Origin of the sequence: Auritidibacter ignavus (assembly GCF_029853775.1) — a bacterium.
Taxonomy (GTDB): domain Bacteria; phylum Actinomycetota; class Actinomycetes; order Actinomycetales; family Micrococcaceae; genus Auritidibacter; species Auritidibacter ignavus.
The window spans coordinates 207,639-227,835 of sequence record NZ_CP122564.1; the positions used below are offsets into that span (position 1 = coordinate 207,639).

Annotated in this window: 14 protein-coding genes, 1 tRNA gene and 1 riboswitch; of the genes, 10 read left to right on the top strand and 5 right to left on the bottom strand. The window is 59.5% G+C overall.

The window, feature by feature from the left end; translation table 11 throughout:
• Positions 1 to 49 precede the first annotated feature (49 nt).
• Together QDX22_RS00915 and QDX22_RS00920 are read left to right on the top strand one after the other, a co-directional pair.
• Entirely contained in the window at positions 50 to 1,246 is a 1,197-nt protein-coding gene (locus QDX22_RS00915) for an exonuclease SbcCD subunit D (protein ID WP_110100302.1), read from the top strand.
• Complete coding sequence (locus tag QDX22_RS00920; protein ID WP_122548691.1) at positions 1,243 to 4,407, top strand: AAA family ATPase; 3,165 nt, start codon at positions 1,243 to 1,245, stop codon at positions 4,405 to 4,407. Before QDX22_RS00915 ends, QDX22_RS00920 begins: the two co-directional genes overlap by 4 nt.
• A gap of 22 nt (positions 4,408 to 4,429) precedes the next feature.
• Here QDX22_RS00920 and QDX22_RS00925 read toward each other — a convergent pair whose 3' ends face one another.
• The 4 genes from QDX22_RS00925 to bcp form a co-directional block, all read right to left on the bottom strand.
• Positions 4,430 to 5,911, bottom strand: a complete 1,482-nt coding sequence (locus QDX22_RS00925; RefSeq protein WP_110100304.1) for a malate:quinone oxidoreductase — start codon at positions 5,909 to 5,911, stop codon at positions 4,430 to 4,432.
• Between the two features lie 120 nt (positions 5,912 to 6,031).
• Positions 6,032 to 7,732, bottom strand: a complete 1,701-nt coding sequence (locus QDX22_RS00930; protein WP_122548690.1) for an ABC transporter substrate-binding protein — start codon at positions 7,730 to 7,732, stop codon at positions 6,032 to 6,034.
• A gap of 56 nt (positions 7,733 to 7,788) precedes the next feature.
• Positions 7,789 to 7,869 (bottom strand) — tRNA-Leu (locus tag QDX22_RS00935).
• Positions 7,870 to 7,971: 102 nt separating this feature from the next.
• Positions 7,972 to 8,454, bottom strand: coding sequence for a thioredoxin-dependent thiol peroxidase (bcp, locus tag QDX22_RS00940; protein WP_110100306.1), 483 nt, complete (start codon positions 8,452 to 8,454; stop codon positions 7,972 to 7,974).
• 159 nt (positions 8,455 to 8,613) lie between these two features.
• Here bcp and QDX22_RS00945 point away from each other — a divergent pair, with 159 nt between their 5' ends.
• Both QDX22_RS00945 and QDX22_RS00950 read left to right on the top strand, forming a co-directional pair.
• Positions 8,614 to 9,252 carry an HdeD family acid-resistance protein gene (locus QDX22_RS00945; protein ID WP_110100307.1) on the top strand — a complete coding sequence of 213 codons (639 nt, stop codon included), beginning with the start codon at positions 8,614 to 8,616 and terminating at the stop codon, positions 9,250 to 9,252.
• A 112-nt stretch (positions 9,253 to 9,364) separates the two neighbouring features.
• Positions 9,365 to 12,142 carry a cation-translocating P-type ATPase gene (locus QDX22_RS00950; RefSeq protein ID WP_279717911.1) on the top strand — a complete coding sequence of 926 codons (2,778 nt, stop codon included), beginning with the start codon at positions 9,365 to 9,367 and terminating at the stop codon, positions 12,140 to 12,142.
• A 1-nt stretch (position 12,143) separates the two neighbouring features.
• On the opposite strand, the gene QDX22_RS00955 is transcribed toward QDX22_RS00950, so the two are convergent.
• Complete coding sequence (locus QDX22_RS00955) at positions 12,144 to 12,407, bottom strand: hypothetical protein (RefSeq protein ID WP_110099748.1); 264 nt, start codon at positions 12,405 to 12,407, stop codon at positions 12,144 to 12,146.
• Positions 12,408 to 12,633: 226 nt separating this feature from the next.
• Between QDX22_RS00955 and QDX22_RS00960 the strand changes: the two genes are divergently transcribed.
• From QDX22_RS00960 to QDX22_RS00985, 6 genes are all read left to right on the top strand, one after another.
• Entirely contained in the window at positions 12,634 to 13,629 is a 996-nt protein-coding gene (locus tag QDX22_RS00960) for a bile acid:sodium symporter family protein (protein ID WP_110100309.1), read from the top strand.
• Between the two features lie 765 nt (positions 13,630 to 14,394).
• A complete protein-coding gene (locus QDX22_RS00965; RefSeq protein WP_255410735.1) occupies positions 14,395 to 14,523 on the top strand; it encodes a hypothetical protein in 129 nt (42 codons plus the stop codon).
• A gap of 23 nt (positions 14,524 to 14,546) precedes the next feature.
• Positions 14,547 to 15,266: a Rib/alpha-like domain-containing protein gene (locus tag QDX22_RS00970; protein WP_148707492.1), complete on the top strand. Its 720-nt coding sequence runs from the start codon at positions 14,547 to 14,549 to the stop codon at positions 15,264 to 15,266.
• 318 nt (positions 15,267 to 15,584) lie between these two features.
• A riboswitch (SAM riboswitch) is annotated at positions 15,585 to 15,702 on the top strand.
• A gap of 42 nt (positions 15,703 to 15,744) precedes the next feature.
• The gene (locus QDX22_RS00975) at positions 15,745 to 17,199 is read left to right on the top strand and encodes an O-acetylhomoserine aminocarboxypropyltransferase/cysteine synthase family protein (protein WP_110100311.1); all 1,455 of its coding nucleotides are present in this window, start codon (positions 15,745 to 15,747) and stop codon (positions 17,197 to 17,199) included.
• Positions 17,196 to 18,407 carry a cystathionine gamma-synthase gene (locus QDX22_RS00980; RefSeq protein ID WP_110100312.1) on the top strand — a complete coding sequence of 404 codons (1,212 nt, stop codon included), beginning with the start codon at positions 17,196 to 17,198 and terminating at the stop codon, positions 18,405 to 18,407. The genes QDX22_RS00975 and QDX22_RS00980 overlap by 4 nt, the downstream gene beginning before the upstream one ends.
• Positions 18,408 to 18,680: 273 nt before the next feature.
• Positions 18,681 to 19,979, top strand: coding sequence for a YeeE/YedE family protein (locus tag QDX22_RS00985; protein WP_110100313.1), 1,299 nt, complete (start codon positions 18,681 to 18,683; stop codon positions 19,977 to 19,979).
• Positions 19,980 to 20,197: the final 218 nt, after the last annotated feature.

The window sequence follows — 20,197 nt, forward strand, 5'->3', positions numbered from 1 at the left end:
ACACATCGGAAAGTTTATCTTGTCCAGACATGCACCATAGGCTGGGCTCATGCGAATTCTTCATACCTCGGACTGGCACATTGGTCGGAGTTTTCACGGCACCGGCATGTTACCGGTCCAACAGCGTGCTCTGGAGCAACTGGCCGAGATTGTGGTTCAGCACGGAATTGCGGCGGTGGTCGTCTCAGGTGATATCTATGACCGTGCCCTGCCGGCCGCCGATGCGGTCCGCACGCTGGATGCCGGCCTCGCCACACTACGGGAGACCGGAGCGGAACTGGTGTTGACCTCCGGCAACCACGATTCCTCCATTCGGTTAGGCTTTGGCCGCGAGCTCATGCGGGCCTCCGGGGTTCACTTTCGCACCCAAATTGCTGATATCACCCACCCGGTGGTGCTCGAGGATCCCGACGGTGGCACCGTGGCGATCTGGGGGATTCCCTATCTGGACCCCGGGACCTCCGCCGGGCACTGGGGCGTCGAACCCCAGCACACCGCCGTCATCCAGGCCGCCGTCAACGACATCCGCCAGGCCCAAGAAAGCCAACAGCACCTCGGGCGCGATCAGGCCGCCCACGTGGTGATGGCGCACCTGTTTGCCGCCGGTGGTACCGGATCTGATTCTGAGCGCGACATCGGTGCCCATCATGACGAAACCACTGTGGGCACCCTCGGCCAGGTTCCGGCCAGTATCTTCGACGGCTTCGACTACGCTGCGCTCGGGCACCTCCACGGGCGACAGACGATCTCCCCCGCGGTGCGCTATAGCGGTTCCCCGGTGGCCTACTCCTTTTCCGAGGCGGATCACACCAAAGGAGCGTGGGTGATCACCACTGGGCAGAACCGCGTCACCGATATTCAACCCGTTGACCTCAGCGCCGGGAAGAAGCTGGCCCGGCTCACCGGTGAAATTGACGACCTGCTGGACAACCCCGAGCACACCTGGGCCGAAGACGCCTGGTGCCAAATCACCGTTACCGATGAGCAACGACCGCCACGGGCCTATCAGCGACTGAAACAACGGTTCCCGGACCTGTTGAACTTCATACTAGCCCCCTCCGGGAACCCGCCGACCCGGCAATTGACCTACGCCAAACGGTTGGCATCGGCCACCACCGACCTGGACGTGGTGACCGACTTTATCGACCATGTCCGGGGTCGCCCAGCCTCCCAGGCAGAAAAACACTGGATCAGCCAAGCCTTGGAACAGGTAGGCCGTGAGGGAAGGGACGCTAATCTCCGATGAGAATCCACCGCCTCGAAATTCAAGCCATCGGTCCCTTTGCCCAGCGCGAGGTGATCGAATTCGACCGGCTCAACCAGGCCGGATTGTTTTTGCTGGATGGCCCCACCGGGTCGGGAAAATCCACCATCCTAGCCACCTTAACCTTCGCGCTGTACGGTACCGTACCCGGCGAACGGAAAACCGACTCACTGCACTCGACCCTGGCCGGATCCTCCACCCGGCCGGAAGTGGTCTTAGACGTCTCGGTGGCTGAGCGGCGGTTTCTTATCACGCGCTCGCCGAGTTATCAGCGCCCTTCGAAACGGGCCAAGAACGGTGTGGTGAAAGAAAACTCCACTGTCAGTGTGTCAGAACTGTTGCACGGCGCCTGGCGTGAGGTGACCACCCGAGCCGATGAAGCCGGTCAGCTGATGAATGCGGTGCTGGGGCTCACCGCCGAGCAGTTCATGCGCGTGATCCTGCTCCCACAGGGAGAATTTGCGGCGTTTTTGCACGCCAGTTCGAGCGAACGCCAGGCGCTCTTACGCAAACTGTTCGACACTGCCCGGTTCGAGCAAGTGGAAGACGCTCTCAAAGACGAACGCGACGCACTCGAGCACCACCTCGGGTCTGAAACCGATCGGATCACATCGTTGCGTCACGATGTGATCACTACCATCTCGGCTTTGACGCAGGAGGCTTGGTGGGCTGAGAACCAGGCTCCGGAAAGCGCTGAAGAATTGGACGATGAGACGCTGGCGACACGGGCGACCGAGACGATGGCGGGTTTAGTGGCCTCAGCCCACCACCGGCAACAAGAACTCTCTACAACAGAAAACACCCTTCGACAGCGAGTCGAGACGATCACCCGTGATCTCACCTGCTTGGACCAAGCCACCTCGTATCACCAGCGACGCAACCAACACGAGCACCAGCGGGAGCAGATCAGTCTTGTCACACAGCAACTGGCTGCTCATCGCGTGGCCGAACCGGTGTGGCGTGCCGTCCAAGCGGTCTGCAGAACCGCTCAGGTGGTTCAGGATCAAGCGAAGGCGCTCGCTGAGACCTTCACCGCTGGGCAAGATCATCCGCTGATCCAGACCTGGGCGCGCGCGGCAGAGCTCGGTGTGGCACAGTTTGCAGACCATCTGGATGACCTCGGCGAGTCGGATGCCGGCCTGCAGGCATTGAGGCAGGGATGGAATGACGTGCAGCGACAAGCCGACCGGGCGGTAGACCGGCTCTCGGACCGACACCAGCAAGCACGTGAGATCAGGGAACTGGCAGACAGCATTACCGGAGGTGAGCGCGAGCTCGAGGAGCTCGACGAGACCCTTCAGGTTCGCAAAAACAAGCGCGAAGAGATGGCGGGTCAACTGAGGGAACTGGCCGGAAACCTGGAGGAATTACACGGCACTGAGGAACGATTGGAAGCCGCAGAACAACGCCACCAGCAGACCGAAACAGCACTAACAGCCGCTCGAGCGAGGCAGACCGCGAAGAAAACACTTAGCGAAGAGCAACATAAGCATCACGATGCGGTAGATCAAGCACAGCGGGCGGTGGATACCTATCAGCGGCTGGTGCAGGCACGCCTGGATGCTGCAGCCGAGCTGTTGGCCGAAGAACTGGTTCAGGGACAGCCCTGTGCGGTCTGCGGTTCCATCGAGCACCCGGCCCCCGCCCAGGGGCAGGGGCTCGAAGAGATTTCGCAACACCGCGTGGAACAAGCCCGTCAGCGTGCTGACGAGCTGCACACAGCCCGCGTGCAACAGGACAAGGTGCTTCAGGCGGCTCGCGACGAGCACGAAAGGTTGCTGGCAGCAAGTTCAGGTGTGACCCCCGAGGAAGCCAGCCAAACCAGAGATGAGGCGAAGGAACACGTGGTGCAGCTCCGAAAGGACGTACAACGCTATCGTCAGCTGGTTCAGGACCAACAGCGTGCCGAACAGGCCATCGAGAAGATCACCACCATGCTTCCCGATCTGGAAGCACAACGAACCGCAACCGCGACAACCCTCGAAGCGCAACGAGAACGACAGGAGAAGCTCCAGGAGCAACTGCACAAGGCGCTGGGTTCCTATGCCTCGGTGAGTGAGCTACAGGACCACACCGAGCAAGCGCATCGACTCGTCGCCGCCATCAGCCAGCGCCTCGACCAACTTGGTGTCGCGGTGGCACGACGAGATCAGGCCATCACCAGCCGAGACCTTGCGCTGAAACAAGCTCAAGAACACGTGAAGACTCACCGACTGACCATCGATGCCAGCTCCGTGGAGGCCATCACGGCAGCGGTGATGGAGGATCGCTCGGTGACCGAAGCCGAACAACAAGTGACCGACTGGGACGCTGAGTCGGCACGATTAGCCGAGTTGGCAGAGCATGAGCACGTCGTCCATGGCCTGGACTTACTCGCCCAGCACCACAACGACCCGGAGGAACACCCGCTACCGAGTCAACAAGTGTTGAGCGCCCACCGGCAGCAACTGGAGGAGACCATTCGCAACCGGCAGGCCGCCGATTCGCGTCGCGGGACCGTCGAACACGCCCACCAACAGGTCACCGCTGAAACCACCGAGCTACACCAACGCTCCAGTCAAACCGCCGAGGTCGCAGAGAAGCACCAGCAACTTGACGATCTGCTCAAGGTGGTGCGGGGTCAGGGGGAGAACTCCTACAAGATGTCACTGGGTAGTTATGTGCTGACCGGGCGCTTGGAGAAAGTCGCTGCGGCAGCTTCAGAACGCTTGGAGCGGATGACACAGGGCCGCTACAGCCTGGAACACGATGATGCTGGCCAATCCCGCGGGAAATCCGGGCTCGATCTTCAGGTCCGCGACCACCTCAATGACACCTACCGCGCCCCAGCGACACTGTCCGGTGGCGAAAGCTTCATGGCCTCCTTGGCTCTCGCGCTGGGGTTGGCCGACACAGTTCAAGCCGAGGCCGGCGGGATCACGATGGACACGTTGTTCATTGATGAAGGGTTTGGATCTCTGGACTCCGAAACCTTAGAGCAAGTCATGGAGGTCCTCAACGGATTGGGCGATGATGGTCGCACCATCGGGTTGGTATCTCACGTGGAATCGATGAAACACCAAATCCCGACCCGTATCCGGGTCACAAAAACACCCCAGGGCGTTTCCAACCTCGAGTTGGTTCAAAACACCACCGGGGTGTAAACCCCATGACTGGGGGCCTGGCTTAGGCCAGTTTCAGTGTCTTAGCATTCTCGGCGACAATTTCTTCGTACAGGTCCGGATTATCGGCCAGCTTCTGGCCGAAGGACGGGATGATTTCTTCCAAGGTCGGACGCCATTGCTCAGCCCGGGCCGGGAAGCACTTATTCAGCAGGTTGAGCATGATCGGTGCCGCGGTGGAAGCACCCGGGGAAGCACCCAGCAGGGCCGAAATGGTGCCATCCTCGGAGGTGACCAGTTCGGTACCGAACTGCAGCACGCCGCCTTTCTTGGCGTCCTTTTTCATCACCTGGACACGCTGACCGGCGGTGATCATCTCCCAGTCCTGCTGGTCACCGGCCGGATAGAAGTCCTCCAGGGATGCGAATTTCTTGGACGTGGAGGTGGTCAACTCCGAGACCAAATACTTGACCAGATCCAGGTTGTCCTTGGCCACGTTGAGCATCGGCAGAATATTGTGTCCACGCACCGACAGCGGAAGATCCAATAAGGAGCCGGTCTTCAGGAAGTTGGTGGAGAACCCAGCGTAGGGGCCAAACATCAGCGAACGGCGCCCGTCGACAAAACGGGTATCGAGGTGCGGGACCGACATCGGAGGAGCACCGACCTGGGCCTGACCGTAGACTTTGGCGTTGTGCTGGGAGATGACCTGCTGGTTATGGCACCGCAGGAACTTCCCGGAAATCGGGAAACCGCCGAAGCCTTTGGCCTCAGGGATACCGGAGGACTGTAGCAACGGCAGGGCGCCACCGCCGGCACCAATGAAGACGAAGCGTGACCGGGCAGTGAATTCCCGGTCGCCGATCTTGTCCTTGACCGATACCTCCCAGCGACCATCCGAGCCACGTGTTAGAGACTTGACCTGGTGGCCGAAGCGGATATCAACGTAATCGTCGAGCTGAGAAACCAGCTGGCGAGAGAGCGCCCCGAAGTCCACATCGGTACCGGTCTCCACGCGGGAGGCAGCCAGTCGTTGGGAACCAATGCGTCCCTCGGTGAGCAACGGAGCCCAGGAGCCGATGGTCTCGGGATCCTCGCTGTATTCGATGTTGGAAAACAGTGGGTGAGCCTTCATCGCCTCGTAGCGGGTCTTCAGATAGTTCGCATGATCATCACCCCACACGAAGCTCATGTGTGGCAGACGGTGAATAAAGCTCTGCGGGTCGGTCAGGGTGCCGTTACGCACCAGGTAGGACCAGAACTGTTCGGAGACGTGGTACTGCTCGTTGATGTTGACGGCCTTGGTGATGTCTACGGATCCGTCAGCTTGCTGTGGCGAGTAGTTCAGTTCGCACAGTGCGGCATGACCGGTACCGGCGTTGTTCCAGGGGTCAGAAGACTCCTGACCGGCCTGATTGAGGTTTTCGTACAGGGCAACTGACCAGTTCGGCTCGAGAACCTTGAGGAAAGTTCCGAGCGTGGCGGACATAATCCCGCCCCCGATCAGAACAACATCATAAACGGGGGAGTCGCTTTCGTGCGGCACGTCTATCTCCTGATTTTCGGATCGACTATCTGACCGGCGCGCGGCCGCGGATCATCTAACAGGTTCACTCTACTACCGATCAGCCGGATCAGCTCAGTCTCACCGCGTCACAGAGATGGGTTACTGGCTGAGCCGCAGGTGGTCAAAATGTTCATCGAGCACCGGCGAAATCGGGTAGTACTGCACCCGAGACCCCGAAGCCAGCGAGGAAATCGGAAAGGCCAGCGGAAAAGCCGGCAGATCCAGAGCGGCGGCGCGAGAAATACGGGCGAGCTGTCGGTCACGGGCGGAAGAATCCAATTCGCTGCGGGCGGTGCGCAGTGTCTGGGCTACCATCGGGTTTTCCCACCCGAATTCGGGGTTCGGGGGTCCGAACAGTCGAGCCAGCATGCGTAACGGGTCGCGGGTGACCGCGTGGGCACCGAGTAGGTGGAAGGCCCGGTTGGAATTGGCGGACAGGACCTGTTGCAGGTAGTAGTCCTCCCAGGGGACGGGCACCGGTTTGAGCACCAGGCCAATGGTTGCCAGATCCTCCGAGATTTTGGCGTAGACCGCCTCGGGATTGGGTAGATATGGACGACCGACCTCGATCGGATACCAGAACTCCAGTTCCTGGCCTTGATAGGCCGATGAGTCCAGCAACTCTTGGGCTCTGGCTACGTCGAAAGGATAGGACTGGATGTCTTCTGGGGCCTGCATGATCGCTGGCGGGAGGAAATGATCGGCCACCATCGACCCGGACAGCATGGTTTCGTTGACCAGGTCTTGGCTGTCAATCGCGTGGGCGACCGCCTGGCGCACTTGCAACGAGGACACCACCGGGTGCTGCTGGTTGAAGCCCACATACACGGTGGACATCGGGTCGCGCTGAATGACTTGGAAACCGTTTTGCACCAACGGGCGTAAGACCGCCGGGGCTACCCCATCGAATGCATCGAGCTGGTCGGACTCGAGGCCGTAGAGTCGCTGGTGCACACTGGTGACCACCACCGCGTGGACTTCGGTGACCTGTTCTTCGGTGGGAATATCTGGATTGGAAACGGCCGTCTCGGTGCGGGTCAACGTCACGCTGGTTGCGTCCGAGTCGATGTTCTCGGGCCAGGTAAAGCTACCGGTGCCCGATAGGGGAACCATCGGCCAGATGATCTCGGTCGCCTCGGGGTCAGCATTCAGGCGGGATAGTTCCTGATCGAACGCCGGCCAGTCCTCAGGGCAGGTGATGGCAAAAGACGGGTCCGTCAGCGCCGAGACCAAACCTGAGATCGGTTGGTGAAGCTGAAGTCGGAAATGGGTATCATCGACGGCCTCACTGGAGTCATACAGACACTCGGTCTCACCGGTATAGCCGCCAAAGACTATGGCGAAGGCCAGTCGGGGGCGCGTAGATATTCCCGCCTCGTCTAACCGCTCGGGAAGGGTGGCCCAGCGCTGAAAATTTTGGGCCACGATCTCGGCAGTCAGCGGTGTTCCGTCGTGGAACTCTACGTCGTCACGCAACGTGAAATCGTAACGCAAATGGTCGGCAGAACGGTCCCATTCCAGTGCCAGTCGGGCGGTGGGTTCACCGGTGTCCGGGGTGATAGCCACCAGTGTGTCGTAGACCTGTCGGGTGAGCCGCAACGAATCGTGGTCACTGACCACCGAAGGATCGGTGGACATCGGCCGACTGGGAATGCCTAACCGGAGCGTGCCGGAGGATGGCTGGGCCAAACGGGGTGGTTTCGGGGTGGAAGCCACGGCCGGGGAAAGGTGCCGGGCGCCGACCAGACCGAGCCCACCGGCAGCAACCGCACTCAGCAACGAGCGGCGTGAGAGTTCCATAGCTAGCCCCCATCACGCGATGACTCGGTAGATAACTGCTCACTCAATCTCAACAGTGCGGGCGGGGGGACTTGAACCCCCACGTCAAAGACACTGGAACCTAAATCCAGCGCGTCTACCAATTCCGCCACGCCCGCAACGGTCGGCGAAGACCGTAGACCAGTGTAGCTGAAACGACTTCCGTTTACCGCATTTGTCGGCCCCTGGCTAGTCTGGACCGTCTGGTGGGTCTCGTTTGGTTAGTCCAATCCGAGGTCGCGACGCAATTTCGACACGTGCCCTGTGGCGCGAACATTATATTGAGCCAGTTCGACGGTGCCATCGGGACCAACAACAATGGTCGAACGAATCAAGCCTTCGGTGACTTTTCCGTAATTCTTTTTCTCGCCCCAGGCTCCGTAGGTTTCGGCGACGGCGTGATCGGCATCGGAGAGCACCGGGAAATTCAAATCTTCTTTCTCCGTGAATTTTTCGAGCTTGTCGACCGGGTCCGGCGAAATACCCACCACCTGGTAGCCATCCTGTGCGAAGCGGTTGAGGTTATCTCGGAAATCGCACGCCTCGGTGGTGCACCCAGGAGTCATCGCCCGAGGATAGAAATAGACGATTACTTTGTCACCGGAATAATCGCTGAGGCTGACCTGCTGGCCGCGGGCATCTGGCAAGGTGAAATCGGGGGCAACATCGCCCTGGACGAGTCGAGCGGTTTGTGCATCAGTCATACCCCTACTGTGGCACAACTTCAGTAACAGTGAAACACGAAGACATCGACTAGCAAAAACTGGAGGGTGACGGCGAGGATAGAACTAAACACACCTCAGGACCGATTTCAGCAATTGCTCATAATCGCCGCTGATCACAACCACTTTAAGGAGCCGGTTATGTCCACCCCTCACGACGCCTCTCAACCCTCCGAGACCCCTCCCGAATTCGTCGCACAGGACCAGGTGCGCAGCTTCGTGCGGAAACTGAGTTTCGGGACCATACTTTTCCGCGGGATTTTTGCGTTGATCATCGGTGTGCTGATGGTGCTGGCGCCAGCAATTCTCGCCCCCGCGCTCGGCACACTGGCAGCGGTCTTTATCGGGGTTGGACTGGTGGTCTACAGTGTGGCGGAATTCGTTGATGCCCATCGTGAGCGTAAGGCCGATGAGCCTGGCTGGGGCTGGATCGTGGCCACCGGCATCATCTCGTTGCTGCTGGGGTTGCTGTTCATCGTTTTCCCGCTGATTTCCGGAAGCGTGCTGTTGTTGGTGGCGTCCTGGATTATCGTCGCCGCCGTGTTGTTGCGCGGAATCTTCGTCATCGCCTCTCGGTACACCGGTGGCTGGAGCACCCTGTTGGGCGTGCTGATGATGATTGCTGGTCTGGTGCTCGGCGTACTTTTGCTCGTCCAGCCTGGGGCCACCATCATCAGTCTGGTGTGGGTACTCGGCCTGTTTGCCATCATCTCGGGGATTATTTCCTTGGTGCTAGCGTTCCGCGTACGCAAAATTCTCAAAGACGCCGGCGTGAAATAGCTGGCGTTGTGTTCGGAGGCGTTAGCAACGTCTCAACCCCTCTGAGCAGGTTGATTGCCTAGAATAAGACACGGAGAGACTGAGCAGTACAGGCCAGGATGAGGAGACTGCGTTGGCCACCACGACCGTCCAGAAGACATCGTCATTATTCTCACCTCCCAACGCCCAGCAATGGCATGAGCTCAGTGTTGACCAGACCTTTCAGGCGGTGGAAACCACCGCTGAGGGACTCAGCTCCCAGGAGCACCAACGACGCTTAGAGAAATGTGGCCCCAACGGGTTGCCCACCTCCGACAGCGACGCGTGGTATGTCACCTTGGCCAAACAGTTCCGCTCACCGATGGTGCTCTTTTTGGCCGTCGCCGCGGTGGTGACCGCTGTACTGCAGGAATGGTTCGATGTCCTGGTGATCGTTTTGGTGTTGTTGCTCAACGCCAGTATCGGTTTCTGGCAGGCCCGCAAAGCAGAACGTGATGTCAAAGCCCTGCAAGAACTATCGGCCCCGACCGCGACGGTGATTCGAGCAGGCGAACAGTCGCAGATTCCGGCCAGTGATGTCGTTCCCGGTGATGTGCTGTATCTGGAATCGGGGGACCAGATTGCCGCCGATGTGAGAATTCTGGAGTCTAACGGCCTCCAAGTTGATGAATCCATGCTCACTGGAGAAGCGATGGCGGTGAGCAAACACGACGAGGTCCTTGAGGCCGATATCTCCCTGGGCGACCGCATCAATATGGGCTACTCGGGCACCCTGGTCATTTCAGGCCGGGCCCGCGGTGTGGTGGTCGCCACCGGTACCGATACCGAGCTGGGACACATTGCCGAACTGGTCAGCACAGAATCGGCCAAAACACCGTTGCAGATTCTCACCGACCAGCTGGAACGCAACATCGCCTACGTGATTCTGGGCGTGGCGATCCTGACCTTCATTTCTAGCCTGATCATGGGCACCACGATCGGCGATACCTTCCTGATCACTGTCGCCTTGGTGGTCTCCGCGATGCCCGAAGCGCTACCCATTGTGCTCTCAGTAGCCATGGGCGTCGGTGTGTCTCGTATGGCCAAACACCGTGCGGTCGTTCGCCAACTCCACAGTGTCGAAACCTTGGGATCCACCACCGTGATCGGATCCGATAAAACCGGGACGCTGACGGTCAACCGTATGACCGTCGAACAACTGTGGACTCCAGATGCGGGAACCGTGACCATCAGCGGGGAGAACCGTGAAGAGCTGGAAGATTACACCGCAGCGCAGACGCAGTGCTTGCGCACCGGGGCGCTCACCAACGACGCCGTTCCGGCAGCCGAGGGCGACCGCGACGGTGCGGATGCCGATAGTGAAGGAACCGACAGCGAAGGTTCTCTGCTTGATCTGATCGGTGACGCGGTGGATGTGGCCATGGCGGTGTCTGGGCTCGAATCGGAACAGGTCACGAGCCAGGAGCGGGGTCAAACGCCGATGGCCTCCATGCCCTATGAGCCCGAGCTGGCCTACTCGCAAACCATCCGCACTGATCCGGATGGTACCGCGGTCTTGCATGCCAAGGGTGCTCCTGAAACGATTTTGGATTTCTGCACCGTGGACGAGGAGACCGCCCATAAAGCCCGGAAAGCCGTCTCGGAGATGGCTCACCGCGGGCTGCGCGTGATTGCCACCGCTCACCGCCAGATTGCCGACGACGAACTCGACGAGCTGGTGGAAGAGTTCGAAAACTCTCAGGCTCCGAGACCCACCGGAATGGAACTCAGTGGTCTGCAAGCGATGATGGACCCACCGCGTGGGGGCGTGGAAGACGCTATTGCCCAGTGCCGTGAGGCTGGCGTGCACGTGATGATGATTACCGGTGGTCACCCCACCACCGCCGCGGCGATCGCCGACCGGTTGGGTTTGGCCCCGACACAGACCACCAGCTCCCGCCACTCCGAAGCGGAGTCGGTCATCACCGGCACCGAGCTGGCGGAACTGTCTGATCCTGAACTGGTGGAGCGACTGCCACAGATCACCGTCGCTGCCCGCATGTCACCGCAGGACAAACTGCGCGTCGTCAAAGTTCTGCAAGAACAGGACAAAATCGTGGCCATTACCGGTGACGGCGTCAATGACGCGCCGGCGCTGAAAGCCGCCTCGATCGGTGTGGCGATGGGCGAGTCCGGCACCGACGTGGCCCGGGAAGCCTCCGATGTCGTACTCACCGACGACAACTTCGTGACCATCGTCGAGGCGGTGCGCCAGGGGCGCATTACGTTCTCCTCGATTCGTAAAGCCACCTTCTTCCTGCTCTCCAACGGTCTTGCCGCGTTGATCGCGGTCGCCGTCAACACCTTCACCGAGTTACCACTGATCTTCTTGCCGGTGATGTTGCTGTTCATGAACGTGGTGACCAACGGTATTCAGGACATTGCCCTGGCCTTCGAAAAAGGTGAAGGAGACGAACTGGACCAGTCTCCCCGACCACGTTCTGAGGGCGTACTGAACCGCACCATGTGGTTGCGCACGGTGATCACCGGTACCTGGATGGGTGTGGGCACCTTGCTGGTTTACCGGATGGCCCACGAAGCTGGTCTCGAGCTCGACCACTGTCGTACCCTGGCATTGATCACCATGGTGATGTTTAACTTCTTCCAGGTGTTCTCCGCCCGGGCAGAACGTCAATCGGTGTTCCGGCTCAACCCCTTCTCGAACCCGCTCCTGCTCATTTCAGCGCTGGCTGCTCTGGGGTTGCAGTGGTTGGCATCCAGTTGGGAGCCGATCGCGGATCTGATTGGTCTGACCGCCTTGTCGGTCACCGAATGGCTGATGTGCACGGCGATCGGATCGACGGTGCTGTTGATTGTTGAGGGCGAGAAGCTGGTGCGCCGACTGGCACACCGTGGCTCTGCTGACGGTTAGATCACCGCTGAGAACGGTGCGAGCTCGAGGAGCTCGACGAGCCCGTGCCTGAGGAGTCAGTTTCGGCGGAACGGCGACGGACCTGATACAGCCACAAACCCAGGACCGCTCCGGCCAGGGTAAACAGTGCGATGGTCACCAGCGTACCCAGCAGATCCTCGATGATCCGTTGGCCGGTCAGCCACCGGATGCCCTCGACGACCGAGGACGCCACGAGCCCGATGAGAGCGCCGATGATCAGGGCTTTTCTGCTGTTGAGCGTCATCTGTGTTCATCTCCTCTACACGATTGGCCACCGTGACTCCAGCCTACAACTCACCCCATCTGAACCTGAGCTCGCACTACCGGTGCTCACTATGTGGTCACCGGTGGTCATCGGTTTTGACACGACACCAGACCAGGGATTCTACTGAACCGACAGATAGACCGATCTGCACCGCCCGCTGCGTGGTGTCGGACCGGAGACACCTCGTGACTCGAAGGCAGGTACTGTGGCTGAACAAGACCCCAGCACTCAAGAACTCACCCACACCGCACAGGTCAAAGAAGACCGGTCAGCCCGGCTGGCCGTGACGGTTTTCCCAGCCATTATTATTGTGGCTTTTCTCGTGGGGTTCTTCTTCCCCGACCAGACCGCCGGGCTGGGAGAGTTCACCAATATTGCCTTGGGGATCATCATGTTCGCCATGGGACTGACGTTAACCCTGCCGGACTTTGCGCTGGTGGTTAAACGTCCCCTGCCGGTGCTGTTGGGCACTATGGCTCAATACGTGATCATGCCGGTGCTTGCGGTGGGACTGGTGTGGATTTTCCAGCTCCCTGCGGAGTTGGCGGTCGGGGTGATTCTGGTCGGTTGTGCCCCCGGCGGGACCTCCTCGAACGTGATTACCTATTTGGCCAAGGGGGATGTGGCGCTGTCGGTGACGATCACCTCGGTTTCGACCCTGCTGGCCCCGATTATTACCCCGCTGTTGACCCAGTGGCTGGCCGGAGCACTCTTGCCCGTGGATGCCGGGAGCATGGCGTGGTCTATCGTGCAGATGGTGCTGATCCCGATTGTGGCCGGTCTGCTCGTGCGGTGGCTGTTGCGTCAGTGGATCGACAAGATTCTGCCACTTTTACCGTGGGTGAGTGTGCTCGGCATTGCCTACGTGGTGATTGCTGTGGTGTCCGGTTCTGCTGATGCCATCGTCACCGCTGGCTGTTTGGTGCTACTGGCGGTCATCGTGCACAACGGGATTGGTTACCTGCTGGGCTATGGCGCCGCGCGGTTATTTGGCTACCCCTCGCGTGTGGCCCGCACGACCTCGGTCGAGGTCGGGATGCAGAACTCTGGACTGGCCGCAACGCTCGCCGCGTCCCACTTCAACCCCACCGCGGCGCTACCGGCCGCCGTATTCAGTGTTTGGCACAATATTTCTGGCGGATTGCTAGCAGTATTCTTCCGCTGGCGTGCCGCGCAGCACGCCGAACGCTCACTGGACTAGGGGCTTTTCGGAAGATTTCTACTCGATGGTAAGAGCCTGATTGCTGGAGTGGAGACGTTGCTTGCCATCACACCTGGTGTCCGGACACGTGACGATCTTTCCAGCGGTTGAGATCAGTGTGACCGCAGAAACGAGACCAACATGCCTGCTACCCTGCAGGAAAGGCGCCACCGGGTTTGCTCAGCGCACCGGAAAACGCGTCCATCGATCATTCTCGGTACCAGCGTGTTGACCTGTGGGCTTCTGGGTGCCGGTGTGCCCGTGGTGACCGCAATCCCGATCCCGCCCCTGGCTAACACCCCCGTGCAGGATGCACACCACAATGGGGTGGGCACCGCCGACGTGGCTCACCAATTCTCGAGTGCGCCCACACCGAGCCAGGAGTTGCACTGGCCCCAGACACGACCCGATGGTGCGACACAATCCGGACTCGTGGTGCATCACCCTGGCCGGGGAATCCCCGTCGAAGAATTCACAGGATCTCAGCCCCTGGCGTTCCCAGCACGTCACACACGGACACCACGAGCCCAGCCACGGTTCGGGAACGTTTCCAGAATCCCTACCTCGATACCGGCTACATGATGACCCGCGCGCCACGCGCGGGCGAGACTCTGACCGCGATCTTAGATGACTGGGTTGATGAACGTGATGCGACCTCGTCGGAGACGTTGAGGCAGAATTCCCGCCTGCGGATTGGAACGGGTGGTGAGCCCCCGACTACTCCCAGGATCCCTCGGAGAAGTTCCCTATCAGTGCGAAGCACCGATGCATAACTGGGAGCCGGTGACGGTCAAAGCCGGCGGAGATGATGCAAAGACCAATGATATCGGTGATAAACCGGCCCCGAATAGCGCCGTGAAGTACACGCCGGATGCCCCGAAGGACTTCCTGTGACGGTTAATCCGGAGAATGGTGAGGTGACCGCAACGGCAGACAGCACGGTCGAGCCGGGCTCCTATACCGTTCCGATTCAGCGCACCTTTGGTGATGGTCACCCTGATGAACTTCAGGTTAAGGTTATCGTGGCTCAAGTCCCTGTCTACGAGCCCATCACCGTAGCGATGAACGAGGAAGCGACCGTTGCGGTGCCACGCGGAAACGATGGCAACCCGTTGCCCGACGGCACCACCGTCGATGTCGACGGAGAGTGGCCACAGTGGGCCGCACTGCAACAGGATGGTTCCATTGCCGTCGCACCCACCCCACAGAACGCCGAACCGCGGGAGTATACCGTGCCGGTGACGATTACCGTCACGTCTGCGAGCGAGCAGTATGGTCCGGGATATGAGGCGGTCACCACTGCACCGGGTGGAACGGTTGCGGCCCCACAAACCGTCGAGCCGCAACTGCCAGAGGGGACTCGATTTGCAATCGACGAGTCATTTACCGTCCCAGACGACTGGGAGATCTCGCTTGATGAGACCACGGGAACCATCACGTACCGTGCGCCTGAGAACGCCGTGGACGAGGACAAAAGCGGTGGATCCGGAACCGCAACGGAGGGTGCTGCACCGAACAAGCGCCGCTTGGATGAGCAGTCTGGTGCAACTGGCTCTGGTTCGTCCTCAGACGTGGCGACTACCGGTACCGGAAACATCTTGGCCATTGCCGGCCTGGCTGTGGGCTCGATTGTGTGAGGAACCATTTTCGTCCCGGTGCGCAACCGCCGGGTGCACTAAGCGTCACCTGATCGTCGAATAACGACGGCACGGAAGACACACCGCGACGCTGGCCGCGTGGGGAAAGAACCCGGCGCGGCCAGCGTCGTCATAATGTGAGATATTCACGGTAATGAAGGTTTGACGACAGAATATGACGGGTCCTCCACCCGGTGCTTTGACCACTATCAGGGCGATTTTTAAAGTGTCTTTCAGAGTGGGTGGCGGTAGCGGAGGTTGAGACCAAATTCGTTAGACCAACCACTCCTCGAAAACAAGTAGAATACTTTGACAAAGGATCACGAGAACCGGTTCAACAAGCTCTGACTGGCCGGTCGGCAACCCTTTCCGCTGTGACGGGGTGCCTCAGATGATGATCCGGTCTTCAGCACACCGCTGGAGGCAAGCACGGCGTGCCCAGCACTGGCAGACACGCCCTAGTATCAAGGGGGACGTTATGTCTACTACCAGTCACTTTTCTGCCGAAGACTCTGAGGGCCCATGTCAATCCGGGTTTAGTACCCAACAAATTCACGCGGGCCGTATCCCGGATGAATCCATTCGTCCTGTACGCGAACCAGTCTATGTTTCAGCTGCCTTCGGATTCGATTCTTTCGCCCAAGCCCGTGAAGTCTTCGCCCAACGTCAACCTGGACTGACCTATTCCAGAACTGGAAATCCCACGGTTGGATTGCTGGAACGGCGACTTGCCAGCCTGGAAGACGGAGTCGGGGCGGTCGCCACCGCGTCGGGCCAGGCCGCCATCACGCTGAGTGTGCTGGCCCTGGCAGGACGGTCCTCGCAAAGCCCAGACGGTCAACCCCATCCGGAGGCTCCGGCCGGCCACGTGGTGGCTTCAAACCGTATCTATGGTGGCACCGCTGACTTGCTCAACGACAGCCTGGCGGAAGCCGGGATCACCACCACCTGGGTCAATCCGCACGATCCCCAGCAGTGGGAGGAAGCGATCACCGAACGCACGCGGGTCTTTGTGGTCGAATCCATTGCCAACCCACACGCAGACCTGCCGGATATCCCGGCCTTGGCAGAAGTTGCTCACCGGCACGGGGTGGCACTGATTGTCGACAATACCCTGGCGACACCGTATTTGCTCCAACCTGCTCGTCTGGGTGCTGACCTCGTGGTGCACTCGGTGACCAAATACTTGGTCGGAAACGGTTCCTCTCTCGGAGGAGCGGTCATTGTCACGGACAATTTCCATCCCTCACAACGTCCAGAGCTATGGCCACAGCTGACCACACCACGCCCTCGTTTTGGTCCTCAGTCCTTGGTGGAGAAATACGGGGAGGCAGGCTCTGTGCTGCATCTGCTTCGAGCACAGTTGCTCAACGACGTGGGACCGGTGCTATCGGCGTTGAACGCCCAGCAGGCTTTGGAGGGTATTGAAACGCTCGACCTGCGGTTGCCCCGCCACAGCCAGACCGCTACGGAACTCGCTCGTCGACTGGAACAGCACCCCGGTGTGCGTTCGGTGAGCCACCCCTCGCTGGAATCTCACCCGAATAAAGACATTGCGGAACGAGACTTCACGCGGGGGACGGGAGCGGTATTCTCTTTCGAATTGAATACCGATTCTGCCGGTGTTGAGCGGTTTTTCAATTCACTGCAGCTGTTTACCCTGGCGGTCAATCTTGGCGACTCTCGCTCCTTGATCACCCACCCGCTGACCACGACCCACTGTCGCCTTTCGGAGGAGCTTCGCATCGCTGGACAGATCAACGAGACCACCGTGCGACTGGCAGTTGGACGCGAAGATGTCGACGATTTGTGGCACGACGTCAAACAAGGGCTGGACCAGCTTGTTCAAGCAAATCAGCCCGCGTCCGAACAGGTCTGGGCAGATGCAAACACCACTAAGGCAGAAGAATCAGCAAAGGCGGCACTGTCATGACAACTCTTGATCTTCACCACAACATCCCGAGCAAGAAAAACGAAAATCCCACCCCGGGGTTCCGAACCCGAGCCATCCATGCTGGTCAAGACCCGGATCCACTGACCGGAGCGGTGATTCCACCGATCTATCAAACCTCGACGTTTGTGCAACCCGGTGTGGAAACACTACGCGCTGGCTTTGAATATTCCCGCGGCGGTAATCCCACACGGACCGGTCTCGAAGAACAGCTGGCCAAGCTCGAGGCCGGTGCTGCAGCGTTTAGTTTTGCCTCGGGCATGGCTGCTGAAGATGCTCTGTTGCGGGCGGTGCTGAAACCTGGTGCAACCGTTGTCAGCACGGCCGAAACCTACGGTGGTACACACCGACTGCTCACCCAGCTCTACGCTCGGTGGGGAGTTAATACCGTCTTCGTGAGTCCCAGCGAGCAAGACAAGCTCGCTCAGGCGGTGGAAACATACCGTCCTGACGTGGTCTGGTTGGAAACGCCCTCCAACCCGTTGCTGACCGTGGTTGATATCTCTGCCTGGGCAGAAGCAACGCATCAATATGGCGGACTGCTCGTAGTGGATAACACTTTCGCATCACCGGCACTACAACAGCCGATCACTCTCGGTGCGGATCTGGTGATTCACTCAACCACCAAATACATTGGCGGCCATTCAGACGTTTTGGGTGGCGCCATTGTGGTTGGCCAGACGAGCTGGGAAGACAAACCACTAGCCGAGGTCATCGGCTTCCAGCAATTCGCTGCCGGTGCTGTGGCAGGCCCCCAGGACTGTTTCCTCACCTCTCGTGGGTTGAAAACTCTGGGCGTGCGGATGCAACAACACTGTGAAAATGCACGAATCATCGCGGAATGGCTCCAGGATCGGTCCGAGGTCGACCAGGTTTTCTACCCCGGATTGTCTTCCCACCCCACTTACGACATCGCTCGTCGACAAATGAGTGATTCCGGGGGGATTGTGAGCTTCCGATTAAACGGGGGAGAGGCCAAAGCGCGTCAGGTGGCCGAATCCACCGAAACGTTCCTGTTATCGGTCAGCCTCGGTGGCGTCGAGTCGCTCATCTCTCATCCTGCCACCATGACACACGGTTCCACCAAGGGCAGCGAACAAGCTCCGCCCGCTGATGTGGTGCGGCTGTCCGTGGGCATCGAAAACATCGAGGACCTGCTGATCGATCTTGAGCGCGCTCTGCGCAGCTAGTTGGATCCCACAGAGCACAGACCAAGCTCACCAGTAACAGCTCGGGCCCCTCGCAAGCTTGCGACGGGCCCGAGCCGTTGCTGGGCACACTTCGCGAAACACGGGCGCGCCAGCGGTTCTGGGGAGAAAGTTCCGTGTTAATGTTCGTGACCGGGTGATGACCCTTTATGACAGACAGCTGATGTTAACAACGTGATCGGCGTTAGCCTGGTCCAACTAATGTCTCTGCCCAGCGTTTGCTGGTGACGTCTGTTCCGAAGGGTCTGTTGAGCAATGACAACTAGCAAGACAAAAACAGAATTCTCAGTCTTCGAACCGGCGCCGACTCGAGTAGAACCTCCGAAGCCTGATCCGGTTGGTCCGGTACAACGTAACAAGATCAGCATCTTCATTCTATTGGCCATCGGGTTGTTGGCCCTGATCTACAATGTCAACTCCCTCAACGCCGGCATAGAGCAGGGGCTCTACTTCGGCGTGCTCTTTCTCATTGGCCTCGGACTCGGCGTAGCGCTATTTCACTCCCGGTTCGGTTTTACCTCCGCCTGGCGACAGCTGGTAGCTGTCGGCAATGGTAAAGGACTTCGAAATCACGCTCTCTTACTCGGGACAACTGCAACAATCTTTATGTTGCTCTTTACCACCGGGTGGGGAGCCTTCGGCAACGAACCGACGCCCTATGCCGGGACGATCGGGGTAGGGCTTCTCCTAGGTGCCTTTATTTTCGGCATGGGGATGCAATTGGGCGGTGGTTGCGCCTCGGGAACACTTTTTGCCGTGGGCTCCGGACAATCGATGGTGATCCCCACGCTGATTGGCTTTATCGCTGGTTCCATCATCTATACCGCCCCATTTTTCTACCCGTTGGTCTCTGACCTTCCCGGTATGGAACCGGTATTGCTCTCAGACCATGTCGGCTATGTGGGAGGCTGGGCGATCACCATTGCGGTGCTACTTGTTATTGTGGCGATCACGCGCGTTGTCCAGGGCCGTCGCAACCCACCTCCAACCGGAAACCCTCCGACAGCACGTGGTGCTGCTCGAATACTACGAGGCTCATGGCCGATGTGGGTTGGAGCACTGGTGCTCGCGGTGCTCGGCGGGGCCGTGATGTGGGTCTCTGGCGGAATTTGGGGCATTACCAATGCCTTCGCTCTGTGGGGCGCCAAGGTTCTACAGTTCATTGGTTTCCAGCCCGAAACGTGGGAATTCTGGCAACAAGAAAACTGGGCCGCCATGCTGGAGGGTTCAGTGCTTTCCCACAAGAACTCACTGACAAACTTTGGCATCATGATCGGGGCAGCCCTTGCTGCTACGGCGGCCGGGACCTGGGCGTTTGCCCGCAATATCAACTGGAGGCAAGCAGGCATCGCTGTTCTTGGCGGCATCCTGATGGGGATCGGCGCCCGTCTTGCCGAAGGGTGCAATATCGGCGCCTACTTAGGTGGCATTGCCTCGGGATCCGTGTCGGGTTGGCTGTGGGCCGTGGCCGCGTTGGCGGGTACCTGGGCCGGGTTGAAAGCCCGCGCGCTGTTCGGGATGGATAATCCGAAACCGACCGACTCGGTCTGCTGATTCCCGTTTCCCGATTTTCCCGTTCCCCTACGATAACGCGATTCAGCGGTCGTGAGTCGGGCCTTCGTGACTTTGGGGCCAAGCAGTCCGGCCACCTGGAGCGGACGGCGGCTACCAGCGGACTCGTCCGTGCACTCCTCAGCCCCGCACGGTGTACGGCGAGAATCTCAAGACAGGAGCCTCCGAGAGCCCTGCAGGTCGCTGGTACGTGCTAACGA